General features: G+C 34.3%; 16 protein-coding genes. 5 read left to right on the top strand and 11 right to left on the bottom strand.

What is annotated here, in order from left to right; genetic code table 11:
- Positions 1-188 precede the first annotated feature (188 nt).
- Together LC095_RS06825 and LC095_RS06820 are read right to left on the bottom strand one after the other, a co-directional pair.
- Positions 189-1334 (bottom strand): M20 family metallopeptidase, encoded by a 1146-nt coding sequence (locus tag LC095_RS06825; protein ID WP_226527453.1) that lies wholly within the window; start codon positions 1332-1334, stop codon positions 189-191.
- Between the two features lie 70 nt (positions 1335-1404).
- Positions 1405-2319, bottom strand: coding sequence for an AEC family transporter (locus LC095_RS06820; protein WP_226527452.1), 915 nt, complete (start codon positions 2317-2319; stop codon positions 1405-1407).
- A gap of 177 nt (positions 2320-2496) precedes the next feature.
- Here LC095_RS06820 and LC095_RS06815 point away from each other — a divergent pair, with 177 nt between their 5' ends.
- Complete coding sequence (locus tag LC095_RS06815; protein WP_226527451.1) at positions 2497-2811, top strand: pyrimidine/purine nucleoside phosphorylase; 315 nt, start codon at positions 2497-2499, stop codon at positions 2809-2811.
- A gap of 71 nt (positions 2812-2882) precedes the next feature.
- On the opposite strand, the gene LC095_RS06810 is transcribed toward LC095_RS06815, so the two are convergent.
- From LC095_RS06810 to LC095_RS06795, 4 genes are all read right to left on the bottom strand, one after another.
- On the bottom strand, positions 2883-3470 hold the full coding sequence (locus LC095_RS06810; RefSeq protein WP_226527450.1) for a branched-chain amino acid aminotransferase: 588 nt from the start codon (positions 3468-3470) through the stop codon (positions 2883-2885).
- Positions 3471-3530: 60 nt separating this feature from the next.
- The gene (locus LC095_RS06805) at positions 3531-4286 is read right to left on the bottom strand and encodes an exodeoxyribonuclease III (RefSeq protein WP_226527449.1); all 756 of its coding nucleotides are present in this window, start codon (positions 4284-4286) and stop codon (positions 3531-3533) included.
- 105 nt (positions 4287-4391) lie between these two features.
- Positions 4392-4955 carry a cysteine dioxygenase gene (locus LC095_RS06800; RefSeq protein WP_226527448.1) on the bottom strand — a complete coding sequence of 188 codons (564 nt, stop codon included), beginning with the start codon at positions 4953-4955 and terminating at the stop codon, positions 4392-4394.
- Between the two features lie 68 nt (positions 4956-5023).
- Positions 5024-5905, bottom strand: a complete 882-nt coding sequence (locus LC095_RS06795; RefSeq protein ID WP_264195949.1) for a DMT family transporter — start codon at positions 5903-5905, stop codon at positions 5024-5026.
- Between the two features lie 186 nt (positions 5906-6091).
- Between LC095_RS06795 and LC095_RS06790 the strand changes: the two genes are divergently transcribed.
- A complete protein-coding gene (locus tag LC095_RS06790; RefSeq protein WP_226527446.1) occupies positions 6092-6988 on the top strand; it encodes an MBL fold metallo-hydrolase in 897 nt (298 codons plus the stop codon).
- Positions 6989-7025: 37 nt separating this feature from the next.
- On the opposite strand, the gene LC095_RS06785 is transcribed toward LC095_RS06790, so the two are convergent.
- Entirely contained in the window at positions 7026-7295 is a 270-nt protein-coding gene (locus LC095_RS06785) for a DUF1292 domain-containing protein (RefSeq protein ID WP_216773991.1), read from the bottom strand.
- Positions 7296-7439: 144 nt separating this feature from the next.
- Between LC095_RS06785 and LC095_RS06780 the strand changes: the two genes are divergently transcribed.
- A complete protein-coding gene (locus LC095_RS06780; RefSeq protein WP_226527445.1) occupies positions 7440-8126 on the top strand; it encodes an SIMPL domain-containing protein in 687 nt (228 codons plus the stop codon).
- A 180-nt stretch (positions 8127-8306) separates the two neighbouring features.
- On the opposite strand, the gene LC095_RS06775 is transcribed toward LC095_RS06780, so the two are convergent.
- Positions 8307-9404, bottom strand: a complete 1098-nt coding sequence (locus LC095_RS06775; protein WP_226527444.1) for a PRK06851 family protein — start codon at positions 9402-9404, stop codon at positions 8307-8309.
- Positions 9405-9549: 145 nt separating this feature from the next.
- Here LC095_RS06775 and LC095_RS06770 point away from each other — a divergent pair, with 145 nt between their 5' ends.
- Positions 9550-9855, top strand: a complete 306-nt coding sequence (locus LC095_RS06770; protein ID WP_226527443.1) for a hypothetical protein — start codon at positions 9550-9552, stop codon at positions 9853-9855.
- A 49-nt stretch (positions 9856-9904) separates the two neighbouring features.
- On the opposite strand, the gene fabF is transcribed toward LC095_RS06770, so the two are convergent.
- Positions 9905-11146, bottom strand: coding sequence for a beta-ketoacyl-ACP synthase II (gene fabF, locus LC095_RS06765; protein ID WP_226527597.1), 1242 nt, complete (start codon positions 11144-11146; stop codon positions 9905-9907).
- A gap of 230 nt (positions 11147-11376) precedes the next feature.
- Entirely contained in the window at positions 11377-11814 is a 438-nt protein-coding gene (locus LC095_RS06760) for a DUF6376 family protein (protein WP_226527442.1), read from the bottom strand.
- A 776-nt stretch (positions 11815-12590) separates the two neighbouring features.
- Between LC095_RS06760 and LC095_RS06755 the strand changes: the two genes are divergently transcribed.
- Positions 12591-13028: a MarR family winged helix-turn-helix transcriptional regulator gene (locus LC095_RS06755; RefSeq protein ID WP_226527441.1), complete on the top strand. Its 438-nt coding sequence runs from the start codon at positions 12591-12593 to the stop codon at positions 13026-13028.
- 55 nt (positions 13029-13083) lie between these two features.
- Here the strand turns inward: LC095_RS06755 and LC095_RS06750 are convergent, their stop codons facing one another.
- Positions 13084-14034, bottom strand: coding sequence for a diguanylate cyclase domain-containing protein (locus LC095_RS06750; protein ID WP_226527440.1), 951 nt, complete (start codon positions 14032-14034; stop codon positions 13084-13086).
- Positions 14035-14163: the final 129 nt, after the last annotated feature.

The raw sequence follows: 14163 nt of genomic DNA, 5'->3' as shown, positions 1-14163 counted from the left end.
GAGTGATACCGCTTACATTATAAACGTGTATTATTCTATCAATCAATTATATTGTTTATTTTTTTGTATTATTCTTTTCAATCAAGTAAACATAGCTTTTCTTTAAGTTCTTATTAACACCTTTTAATATCTTACACTATTTTCTGGTGTATAAAGTAAAAAGACAAACCCTCTATAGTTTGTCTCTTCTACATATTTTGTTTTTCAACCAATCGTTTTATAATCGTTGCCAGTAAATGAGTTCTTTCCACAAGACTTGGAATTTCCAAATATTCTTTGTTACTATGTGCGTTTCCACCTATCGGACCCAAACCATCAATTGTGGCAATTCCCAGAGAAGATGTAAAGGAAGCATCAGAGCCGCCGCCTGTGGCTGTATCCTCTATTTCGATACCAATTTCATCTCCAACAGCTTGTATTAATCTTAGCAAAGCCCGTGTTTTTTTGTTTTTTTCCATTGGGGGACGATTCATTTCCCCTTCTAGAACGATCTTTGTACCCGCTACTTCTGTGGTTGAACAAATTTCCTCAAGCTTTTCTTCAATTAATTCCACTTGCTCGATTTCCTTCATCCTTACATCGATCTGTGCTTCTGCATGGTCTGAAACTGTATTGGCACTTGAACCACCCTCAATTAAACCTACATTAACACTAATTCCATTTTCATGGTCAGAAAGCTCGTGCAATTGAATAATTTTATGGGCTAATTCTTCAATTGCACTTCTGCCCTTCTCCGGTTCAATACCAGAATGTGCTGCTTTGCCCTCTACAATAAGCGTGTAGTTTCCTTTTCCTCTTCGTGCCGAGACTAAAGAACCATCCTTGCGAGCCGGTTCCATCACAAGTGCATATTTTGTGTTTTTTGCTTCTTTTTCGATAAGAGATTTTGAGGTGGGTGAGCCAATTTCTTCTTCACTGTTAAGGATAATTTTTAAATGCTTGTACGCATCATTTCTCTCGTTTATTAAAGCTTTTATCGCAAATAAAACCACAGCATGACTTGATTTCATATCGATAACACCTGGTCCATATGCACGCTGCCCCTCAATTCTAAACGATCTTTCCAGAACTGTCCCTTTTGGAAAGACGGTATCCATATGGGCAAGAATAACAATACTTGGATTCATCGACTCTTTATGTTCAATCACTAAATGATTTCCATACTCTTTTTGAGGAATGACCTTGACTTGAAATCCTAAACTTTCATAGCAATTTCTTAAAATCTCCCCTATTTGATCTACACCTTTTTTATCGTATGATCCACTATCAATATTGACCAGTTTTTCTATAAAGTTTAGCATTTTCTTACTATTCTGTTGTAAAAATGATTCCATGGAGCCTTTCCTTCTTTCTCTCTTACAGTTCCCTAAAAAGATTTTACCAAAATAAAGTACTAAAGGTAAGTCATCCTATAAAAAGATTCGCTAATAACCAAAGCAAAATAAAGCTAATAATAATCGTCAAATTAGACAAAGTTCCAACAAATTTTTGATTATACTCAAATTCTACTGAATATGGTAATACAGACATAGATGTTGGCAATAAAAAGCCTAGCAATACTGTGTATTTAAACATTTCATCAAAAGGAAAAACGAAGAAACACAGAACACCTAATAGCAAACCAACACCATATCTCAGTCCAAGATATTGCAACATTAGTTTTACATAACTTTTGTCAAAAGAAAAATTCAAATAGATTCCTAAAAGCAATAATGATAATGGCATATTAGCACCAGAAATTATATCTGCAACATCTACAATGACAGATGGTAAAGATAAACCTATCAAATTGATAATAACCACTATAATATAGGTCATAAGAGGGATCGACTTTGACATCTTTGTTACAACTGTCTTAAAGTCTAATTTTACCTCTTCTTTTGAGTAAAAGCTGCCAATTAAATAACTTAGACCAAAAACAATAAAGGCATTACCTACATCAAGCATACCAAAATAAGTGATCCCCTCTTTTCCAAAAATGGCTTCAACAAGCGGATACGCAAAAAGACCGATATTCAAGCCCGGTACCATCATACCGAGCATTCCCTTTACATTTCTTTGCTTTTTCCGAAAGACAAAAAGACCGAAAAACCCGATTAGGACACCATAAAGAAAACCTATAAATATGAGTAAAAATAGTGATGATTCTAATGTTATATCAGAAAAAGTAACAATGATAATTGAAGGTAGTGTGAGATTGAATATAATTCTTGATAAACCTTCCCCATCCTTCTCCTTAATAATATTACCTCTTTTTAGGATATAACCTAGTGAAATAATTAAAATACAATACAAAAATTGCATATTGAAACTATCCAACTTTACCTTCTCCTAACCGCGCAATTCTTCACCTAATTAACAATACTGTTCATTTTACCTAATATCTATCTCTTAAGCAAACTGGTACATTCCTATTCTCCATAAATACAAAACTCTATTCCACTATTCTAAATTTTGTGATAAATTAGATTAAATGATCTTGAGAGGATGTAGTGTATGTCAACATTTGAAAATATTACGATTGAAAAGAAAGCAAACCTTTATTTTGAAGGAAAAGTTTCTAGTCGAACAATTTTATTTAGTAATGGTACGAAGAAAACACTTGGGGTCATGCAGCCTGGTGAATATGAATTTTCAACAAGTGTAAAAGAAGAAATGGATATTGTATCTGGACAGTTAGAATATAAATTAGCTGGCGAAGATTGGAAATCAATTGATGGACAAGGTGTTTTTTATGTGCCGGCAAACGAATCGTTCCAAGTAAAAGCACATACAGTTGTTGATTATTGTTGTTCATATTTAAGTGAATAACTAACAAAAAAGACTTTATTTGCAAAAAATGAAAAGGAAATGCTCAGATACAAGAACATTTCCTTTAACATCTACTTTTTTTCTATTTTTTCAACTAAATTAAATAGATACTTATATATAAATCGAAGTACTTCTCCAATTGACATGTTTTCTTCAAAACCTTTGATATCATTTAGGGTAAGATTCATATCCCATAACCCATCTTGTTGATTAAACATGAGATTATATTTGGGTGTTTCCCCTAAACCCTTTTCTTTAACATATTCTCTAATCTTTGTTTCTTCATTTTTCTTAAGTTTAAGACCAAACATTGCTTCATAGGTGCCAAATACATCATCTACTTCCAAAGAAATAGCATCTATTCCGATCACATCAAACCATTTTGATTCTATATATAGAAATTCAGCCATGTTTTCTTTAAGAATGTTTACGGACTTGTCCAAAAAGCTCTCTGTCTCAGTGCTGATCAGTTCATCGGTTTCCTTCAGACTTCTCTCCATATACACATCCGAAAATCTAGCCGACGGTTCATTTACCTTTAAATCTAAAATCTGTTTATTGTTAGGAAGTAATCCGTTTTTTTCGATATAATCTATTTCTTCCTCAAATATTTCGCCATCTATTTGTTCTAGTAATTTCTGTATTTGTTCCTTTAACAATGCTCTTCCTCCATTTACATCATTCTCTATGACAATAGTATAACCAAATTACATCGGTTTCTACAGATTTATCTCTATACAAACAGGACAATGATCACTTCCTAATATGTCACAATGCACTTGTGAATCGATCAATCGATCCTTCAGCATATCCGATATGATAAAGTAGTCAATTCTCCAGCCAATATTTCTTTCCCTAACCTTACTCATGTATGACCACCATGAATAGACATCAATTTTATCCGGATACAAATGTCTAAAACTATCAACGAAACCGTCCTTTAATAGAAGGGACATTTTTTCTCTTTCTTCATCTGTAAATCCTGAATTACCTTTATTTGGTTTCGGATTTTTCAAATCAATTTCTTGATGTGCAACATTTAAATCACCACATAAGATAACAGGTTTTACTCGATCTAGCTTGGTAATATATGCTCGAACATCATCTTCCCAAACCAGTCTTTCGCCAAGTCTTGAAAGATCACGTTTGGAATTTGGGGTATACATAGTGATTAGATAAAACTCTTCAAACTCTAACGTAATGATTCTTCCTTCAGCTTCTTCTACGTTTTCTCCGACACCATAAGAAACACTCAAAGGTTTTTTCTTTGTAAAAACAGCTGTGCCAGAGTATCCTTTACGGATGGCATAATTCCAGTATTGATCATATCCTTCAAGTTCTAAAGCTAATTGCCCTTCTTGCATTTTTGTTTCTTGAATACAAAATATGTCTGCATCAACTTCTTGAAAATAATCTAAAAACCCTTTTTTTACGCAAGCTCTAATTCCATTTACATTCCATGATACAAGTTTCATAGGAAATAAAAACTCCTTATTTCAGTTTATCTTATAAATAATTATCATATATTATTTCTCTGAAATAATCTAAGGATTTGCGTAAAGTAAAAGCTGCAGAACGTCTCATTCTGCAGCTTTTGACAGTTTAATCTCTTTCACCTTCTCTCTTGTTTCCTCCGGCCACCACGCCCCACAGTCGTCAGAAACAATACAGGCAGCACATTTTTCCAAATCATAGACCTTCATCCCGGTAATTGGCGGAGAATAAAGATGTAGTGTCACTAATTTGTATTCATCTGAAACAGACATTTTATGAACACCATTTTTAGGTGCAAAAAAAACATTTCCCTTTTTTTGAAACTCAGTAAAAAGTTCGTTAGGGAGTGTATCACCTTTTACTTCATACACAGTGTTTTGAGCTGTTCCATCAATAACTTGAATCCATCCAAAAGAGTGTCCATGATCATGTGGAGCACATTCCAATTCAGACCAATTCATAACCAGTAGTTCTACATGTTTATTTTGAAAAATTAATTTCCGAAAATATGGTTTCCCCTTTGAAGTTTTCAGGTCAGGTAGTAATTCTGTAAGCTGTACATTAGCCTTCAACAATGCTTCTTTTAACTGTTCACTTGAAGGATTTTGTAACTTACCTAATATTCCTTCAAGTCGTTTTTGATAATGCATCACGCTAACCTCCTTATGCTGAAACGTCCAATTCTGTTTGATCATTACTAAGGAGTGTGGATGAATAATTAATGTTTATTTCTACCATTGAACCAATTCAAGACATAGTGCAGCTGACCATTTACAAATACAACTCCAATAATAATTATGATGCCTCCTATAACACTTATGAGAATAATTTTTTCATGAAGTAAAACCACTGCAGCAATTAATGTTGCTAACGGCTCTAAATAGAGAAATACAGACACTTGTGTTGCCTCTAACACGTGAAGTGCTTTTGCCCAATACCAATAAGCTACTCCCGAGACAAAGATTCCTAAAAAAAATAAATGAGCCCATTCTTCTGTTTGTAAATGCGAAAATGATTCCCACCCTTTATTTCTTATTAAAAATGGAAAAGTTAGTATAAACCCGATTGTACTCATATAAAACGTAATCACAAGAGGAGATAATGGTATACTTAACTTCTTAAGGAGAACCGAATAGATCGCCCAATTTAAAGTGCTTAATAACATGAGTAAATAACCTATATTTAAAACAGGTTCAAATGTTTGTTCACTTCCAGCGGTTGTCACCAAGAATACACCGAATAGGGCCAGTATCATCCCGATACCTTTGAATAGCGTCATTCTTTCATGAAGAAAAAACATTGATAAAATGACGGTAAAAATGGGTGACAATGAAATCATCCACCCGGCAGACGAAGCATCTATTGTGAGAAGTGCACTTGCTTGTATAACTTGATGAATAAAAACTCCTAATATACCTAAAACAATTAAATGAGGAATATATGTAAAATTGATGAGCAATTTCTCATTCAAAATCATCAAAAGAAGGAAAAGAAACACAGCACCAATCCCAAATCTAATGACTAAGAGTGTAAAAGGATCTAGCTTGTCTAACACAGCTTTTGTTGAAACAAATGATACACCCCAAAACGTTATTGACATGGTCGCATATAATGACGCAGCATACCTATTCCCACTAGTTATCATATAATTTAACTCACATCCTTTTGTCCTCTTCTTATCATATGCTTGTCCTTTTTAGTAAATGTATAAAAGTTATTTCTCATTTTCTTTTAGATGTGGTAGAATGAATGAGTATTCATTCATAACTTGTCAGAGGTGATGTTTGTGGAACAACTCGGTCCTGTAAAAATAATCGAAGGTCCTAACAATAGTAAGGTTCCTTTTTCAAGAAGTCTGTACATTGATGGTTCAAGTGAAAAGGTATTAATTGATACTGGTGCAGATCCGTCTCTTTTAAGGCAGCTTCAACTTGATTCGGGTATTGATTTGATCATCAATACACACTATCATCCTGATCATACTTGTCATAATACCCTTTTTTCTGATACTGAAAAATGGATAAATCAAATTGAATATCATATGCCCTTAACTATTGAAGGGATTTCAAAAGCTAATGGGATTTTTCAAGAATGGGGTCCTGAAGGTGTAAAGAAATGGGAAAAAGAAATCCCTGAAGAATGGATAAAAAGTTTAACGGAGATTAATGGATATTATGATTATGAAAAACAATATTCATTTGGAAATGTTCATGTTCACTTCTTACATACCCCTGGCCACACCAAAGGGCTTAGCTGTCCTTTTTTCCCTGACTTAGGAATTGTGTTTACCAGTGATTATGATATGACCTCTTTTGGTCCTTGGTATAATGGTACAGATGGATGTATCGAAGAATTTATTTGTTCAGCTAAGCGACTTCTCTCACTAGATGCAAAATACTATATAACAGGACATCAAAAAGGAATATTCAATAAGAAGCAATTCCATGCGGCTATGATCAATTATCTTGATATAATTGATCAACGTGATGAAATGATTGAAAATTATGTCCAAAAAGGATTATCATTTGACGAGTTAACAACAATTGGGATTTTTTATCCGAAACACTCATTAACGCAATCACTTTTTCTAACATGGGAACGTAGTGGTATTCGAAAACATCTTCATCGACTTGGCTATACGGTTGTCGATTCTGATATGTCACGGATAATGGTGAAAAAATAACTGGAATAGAGAGATCCCTTCTCCCTATTCCGAGTCATTACTCCTCTTCGTCCAGAATATCATCGAAAACAGACGAGATTTTCTCAAACTCTTCATCACTTTCTATTGGAGCTAAATCTCCCTCTTGGTCCAACTTCATAAAAAAAACATCAATATCTTCATCCGTTTCATCACGAATATCATCGACAAACCCTACGGCAACATAGTCAGTGCCCTCTATTGTAATGGCAGCAAGCACCTCAACCTCATTTTCTTCATTGTTTTCATCTGTAATAGAAAATATTTCTCCAACTTCAATCTTGTCCATGAATAAATGCCCCTTTCACGCGTACATATATTACGATTACTTCTTTATCTTACCAATAATAGGTAACTTCATACAAATTTTAAATGAAAATTTATTGATTTAGTTGTCTCTCATAAGTACCTTTTAAATGAAAGGTTGATAAACATGTCCTATTATACACCTCATTACTTTCAATCCCCTGTTTCAATGACTAGAATGACATCAACAGAGCGTGGAAGGATGACAGTTGAAGGCAATGGAAAAAAAACTGTTTCACCCGACCAGGCAATTATTCAAATTGGAATTGTAACGGAATCAAAAGATGCAGAGTCTGCTCAATCGCAAAATGCCCTTATTTCAAACAAAGTCATTTCAAACTTAAATAAAATAAATATTTCTAGTGATGATATCAATACCATTTCTTATACAATCCAGCCAGTCTATGATTTTACTGAAGGAGCTTCAATCCTGACTGGATATAGGGTTCAACATATTCTGGAAATAACAGTAAATAATTTAGAAAAACTTGGATCTGTCTTTAAAGCTGCTGTTGCAGCAGGAGCAAATATTGCGGAAAACATTCGCTTTGATGTTTCAAATCGTGAAATTCTATATCAGGAAGCTTTACAACAAGCGATGAAAAACGCAACAGAAAAAGCGATAAAGTTGGGAGAACAAATTGGTGTAACAATAAATAAGATTCCTGTTAAAGTAACAGAAATATCAGGTACATTCTCACCTCGGCCACTATCAATTGCATTTTCAACAGAATCTATATCACAAGGAGCTCCACCTATCCAAAGCAACAAAATTGAAATCGAAGCAAAAGTATCGGCAGTGTTTCAATACTAAGAAAGGCGCATGCGCCTTGGTCAGCCTCAGGTAAATAATAAGCAAATGAATTGAAGACGTATTTTGTCTTCTATTCATTTGTGGCTAGATCCTAGAAGTGCTAGGCGCTGGAGCTAAACATTAAAACAAAGTAACAAACTCAATACGTTCTTACTTTTTAAAGAGGCTTTCCCTATCAGATTATTTATCTGAAATAAATAACTCTATTTTATTTATAATTTCCCTTGTGATTTGGATAACTTTATTAAAATCCATCGCGTCAATATAGTAGGCTTCCAATTGATCGCGTAATTGTTTGGCTTCAGCTAAATAAGAAATCGCTTCTTTCATTTTATCTTTATATGCTTGTGTTGTTCTTTCAATATCTGCCGCATATTTTTCATCCGTCCCTGGTGTTATACATGTTTCATACATATCAATGACTTCATCTGTTTCCCGATCAGGAAAATATTCATGAGGAGCCGTACTATCAAAAATAGCTATACCTAATTCACGAAGTATGACCATATCAAGGCTATTAGGATCAAAACCGCAATGGTAGACTTCGACATCAAATCCACGCTCTTCACCTGCAGCGACAATTTTTTTCAACATAGTTGACTTTCCAGAACCTGCTCTCCCTTTAATAAAATACCGTTTTTTAATATCAGCAGTTAAATTTTGAATAAAATCAACAGCTCCATCCGGTGTTGCTGCTCCTAAAAAACGATGCTGTATTTTTGGTTCCTTTTCAAGTGATTGCTCTTCATAAAAATTTGAAATAATATCTTCTGTTAATTGATTTGCTTTTGAAAAGTCCATATTGGAAATATAAATCTCTTCTATGTCATCATGTGCACGTAATGAAGCAGCAAATGTATCATATGCTTTGTTAAATTTATCAGAGATTTTTTTGTTAAGAGCTAAAATTTCATCCTTATGTTCGACTAATTTCCTCGAGTCCCACGCAACACCTAGGTTTACGTATTCTTCAATCACACCTGGTGCTTTTGGTTCTATGACGTGTGGTGCAGTTCCATCAACGATTCCAATCTTCAATTCCGGTAAAATAACTCCATCAATTGAATTGTTATCTGAAGCACAATGCAAATAGTCTACATCAATCTTTTTGCCTTCCATAAGTCGACCTATCTTCTTCATCAAAGAAGATTTACCTGTTCCAGGACCACCTTTTAAGATATAGATCCGCTCTAATCCTTCTAAAACAGAATCATATAAACTATAGAAGCCTTTTGCAGTATTTCCGCCTGCATAATAATGACGAACTGTACTTGTCATCTAACCACCCTTTCACACACCTTTACCCTTACTTTATGTAGATAATCTCACAGGGGTGAATGCCTATTTTAAAAAGAATTGAAAGTAGGAATTCAGCCGTCAATTCGTTATAATGTTTGTATATCTGACAAGGGAGTTTTATATAGTGAATTCTAAAGAAATAGAACAGAAAATGATTGAAAACTATCAAAAAGATGAACAAATGATGATCCTCATCTTTGCTCAATGGTGTGTGAACCATGATCTTGATCCAACAGAAGTCTATTCCAGGGCATATCCTCATCAAAGTGCGAATTATGCATTAAAGCAAACGATTGATTTAACGGTACCTAAGAGCGAATCTGAACATATTCCAGATCAAACACTTCTGAATGTATTATCTTTATACGGCAATGAGGAACTTGCTTTTGTAGTAACAGAAGAAATAAAGAAAAGGAAAAAGGATCGTTAGAATTAAAAACGAGCACGCCATTTTTTATGGCGTACTCTAATATAGGGATTTATTCATATTTCTTAAACAATAATGTTGCATTATGTCCGCCGAATCCAAGTGAGTTTGATAAAACAACATCAACATTGGCTTTTTTAGCATGATTAGGTACATAATCTAAGTCTAACTCAGGGTCAGGTGTTGTATAGTTTATTGTTGGCGGGATGATTCCATCTCTCATAGATAATAGAGAAAAAATGGCTTCTACAGCTCCAGCCGCACCTAATAGATGTCCTGTCATAGATTTGGTGGAACTAACTGAAAGACGATGCGAATGATCACCAAAAACGGCCTTTATCGCTTTTGTTTCATACAAATCATTATAATACGTGCTCGTACCATGTGCATTGATATAATCCACTTGATCTGGTGAAAGATTCGCATCTTCTAATGCCAGGTTCATCGCTCGTTGCCCGCCTTCTCCTTCCGGCGCTGGCGTAGTGATATGATATGCATCGCCTGTTGCACCATATCCTATTATTTCACCATATATGTTAGCACCACGTGCTAGTGCATGTTCCAGCTCTTCTAAAATAAGGATTCCCGAACCTTCTCCAATAACAAATCCATCACGGTTTTGATCAAATGGACGACTTGCGCTAGCTGGATCATGATTAGTTGATAATGCTGTCATATTTGAAAAACCTGCAATTGTCATCTCTGTAATTGATGCTTCAGAACCTCCTGTCACCATCATATCGGCTCCACCATTTTGTATGACCCTGAAGGCATCCCCAATAGAGTTTGCACCTGAAGCACATGCGGTAACGGAACAGTTATTAATTCCTTTTGCACCTAACTCAATTGAAACTCGGCCAGAAGCCATATCAGGTATAAACATAGGAATAATAAATGGGCTAACTCGTTTGGGTCCTTTACTTAAATAACGCTTATGCTGCTCCTCAAATTCATCAAGTCCCCCAATACCTGAACCGATCCATACTCCTACTCTTTCAGCTGATACATCCTTCCCAATATTTACCCCTGCATCTTTAATAGCCATTTTACTGGCTGCAATAGCAAGATGCGTAAATCTGGCCATTCTGCGAACCTCTTTATGATCAATAAAGTCCTGTGGTGAAAAATCCTTTACTTCAGCAGCTACTTTTACATTGAAAGGTTCCGAATTAACTCTTGTCAATTCTGCAATTCCTGAAACTCCTTTTTTGGCATGGTCCCAGGTTGTTTGAACATCATTGCCTAATGGAGTAACAGCCCCAATTCCAGTTATAACTACTCTTTTTCTCATGATAAGTTTCTCCCCTTGTGAAAAAATAGTCTCTGTATATATGAATGCTTTTATTTAATGGTAAGAAATTATATTAATTATGACTTGGTCATAGTATCACATGAATATATCTTATACTAAAAATAAAAAAAAGAAAAGTTAAGCTACCTCCTAAAATTCAAGAGAAAAAGATAGAGCTAGGCCTCCTGCTCATAAACAATGCGCATAAGACCCAGCCCCGGAACATCATTTTATTATAATTCTAAGCTTTGTACTGTATTCATAAGAGAACTTATGTCTTCTAGCGTTTGGACTATTTCAGAGTTTTGCAGCTCTTCCACCACAAGCTCTCCATCCTTGTAAAGTTGATCAATCTTCTCTAAAGCAGCTTCATTTTGAGTCACGATATCTTGATGGACATCCTCAGCAATCGTTGGAGCTTCAAGGTTATTAAATTCTACCATTTGTTGACGTAACGACTGAAGTTGTTTTTCAAGTTCATCTCTTGAAGTTTCATCTGTCACCGCAGTCTGTATTAAGTCTGGTGCTTGTTCGGCAAAATCACTAACTGATGTTAAATAACTAGTGGATTCATCAACATAATTCACCGATTTATTTACCTCATCTACTACAGAACAAGCTGAACTAATCAATAATGTAAAAATGGCAAACATCATAAAAAATCTTTTCAAAAATCTCCCTCCAAATATACCAGTGTATATCATCTTATACGGATGAAGTGTAAAAAGGTTTCAATTTACGTTTAATAGTCCATAGTAAAAAGGCTAACACCTTGTATTGTTAACCCTCTCATTTTAGAGCTTATTCATTTGATACAAGCCATCTTAAAAATTCCTGTTCAGGCTCAGTTAGAAACCTGCCTAAGTCTTCAGAAAAACAAAGATATAATTCTATGTATCTTTTGGCTAGAGCGTCCATTCTCTTCCTCCTGTTATGTATAAGAACTTCTTTATTTTATCATGGTAGGCGATAAATGCATATCAAAATATATAAGCATTCACAATATGAAAACCAAAAAAATACATAAACAAAACCACTCAAGGAAAAAATAATAGTTGATTATTTAAGTCATTGTGAAATGAGGTGAATCACAAAATGAAAAAGCTTTTTGCAATTTTACTAGCAGCTCTTCTTGCTACATCTGTTGTTGCATGTGACGATGCACCAGGTGAAGATGAGATTGGTGATGGTGAAATAAATGATGAAGAATAAAAATAAGTAGAAGTATGTGCCGTTCAGCACGGTTTTATGATCCTATTTGGATGTAAGACGATCTGAACGGTCTTTGTATTTTCTTGACCAATTTGCCTCTTACTTTCCCAACTGCTGACTGTCAAATCCCTTTAGATTTGAGACAACTCCTCAATTTAATTGCCTACAATTTTTTTGAAAACATTCATATTGTGTACTATAATACTGGTATAAACTTTGAAAGGAACCATTGTAAATGAGTGAAATGTTAAAATTAGAAAATCAAATTTGTTTTAAAATATATACAGCTGAAAGAGAAATCACCAGACTTTACCGTGATTTACTTGCAGACTTGGACATTACTTATCCTCAATACCTTGTTTTATTAGTTTTATGGGAATCTGATTCCATAACCGTTAAGGAGCTCGGCAAGAAATTATTCTTAGATTCCGGTACTCTAACCCCGATGCTAAAAAGGATGGAAGCAAATCATATTATTAGACGCCAAAGGTCTCTAGAAGATGAAAGAAGTGTTATTATCTCTCTTACAGATAAAGGGAAAGAAATGAAAGAAAAAGCAACATGCATTCCATCAAAATTACTTGAGAATTTATCTATGAATACAGATGAGTTAATAAGTTTTGACAAAGCTTTGCAGACTATATTAATTCGGCTTAGAAACGAAAATAGTTAAAAAAGACTTCTTTAAAAAAGGAGTCTTTTCTGTCATGTTATTTTTAATCGCCATCTTAACTGAAAAATTGATATCTATTCTTTCCTTTTGATTTTGCGCGATATAAGGCTTGGTCAGCATTTTTCAAAAGGGAATTTACATCGACCTTCTCTTTTGAGGTGTAGGTATCAATTCCAATACTAACGGATAATTGAGACTCATGCATATTTTTATCCCATGTAGATAAAAGTGTTAGTATGCTTTCTGAAATTTCTGTTAAATCCTCTTTTGAAGTCACATCTTCTATCACAATGATGTATTCGTCACCACCTAATCTTACCGCATAACCTGTTTGCTCCTTTAAGAATAATTCAAGCCTTGAAGCAGCCTCTTTTAATATAAGGTCACCTTTCTCATGACCATATTTGTCGTTAATCGTTTTAAATCCATCTAAGTCCAAAAAGAAAATAGCTCCATCCTTGACTGGATAATGATCAAAATATTTATATAAAAAATATCGATTATAAAGCCCTGTTAAAGAATCGCGAAATGCGAGACGCTCTAATTCAAAATAGTATGAAAACATTCGGGCGATTCGTTGTAGCATTTTAACACTTTTATTTGAAAACTCACTTTCATGATGATGAACAGCACATAATGTCCCAAACGCCTCGCCAGTTCCTACAGTAATAGGGACTCCAACATATGAATGAATATTGGCTTCCTCAAGCATATTTTTTAAATCAACAAGAACTGGTTCATTCTTTACATCCTCAATCATTAGTGGTTTGTTTTGTTTAAAATCAATCTTATTACAAACAGTTTGGTTAAGTTCGATAGACATCCCTTCACTTAGAGAGATATCTGTATCTTTATCAGAAAGCTTAAGGATAATTTGTTTGTTATGAGAAAAATTCGAGAGAAAGAGCAACTTACCAGGAAAAAACTCCTGAGCCATCTCTAAGATATCCTGTGCTAACTCATCAAAATTTTCATACAAATTTATTTCCTTTAAACTAATCCCCATAAAAAACACTCCATTTTAATAAAAGAATCCTGCCCAACCTTTTTCTCTAAAAATACATCTTATATTTATCTTTCATTATATCTTATCCTGAAAAATATAAAAGAAGCCCTTTTCGAAAGAAAAGAGGCT

Origin of the sequence: Metabacillus niabensis, assembly GCF_020524345.1 — a bacterium.
GTDB lineage: Bacteria > Bacillota > Bacilli > Bacillales > Bacillaceae > Metabacillus > Metabacillus niabensis_B.
The sequence above is the reverse complement of the archived record's forward strand: the minus strand, read 5'-3'. Positions and strand labels throughout refer to the sequence as shown.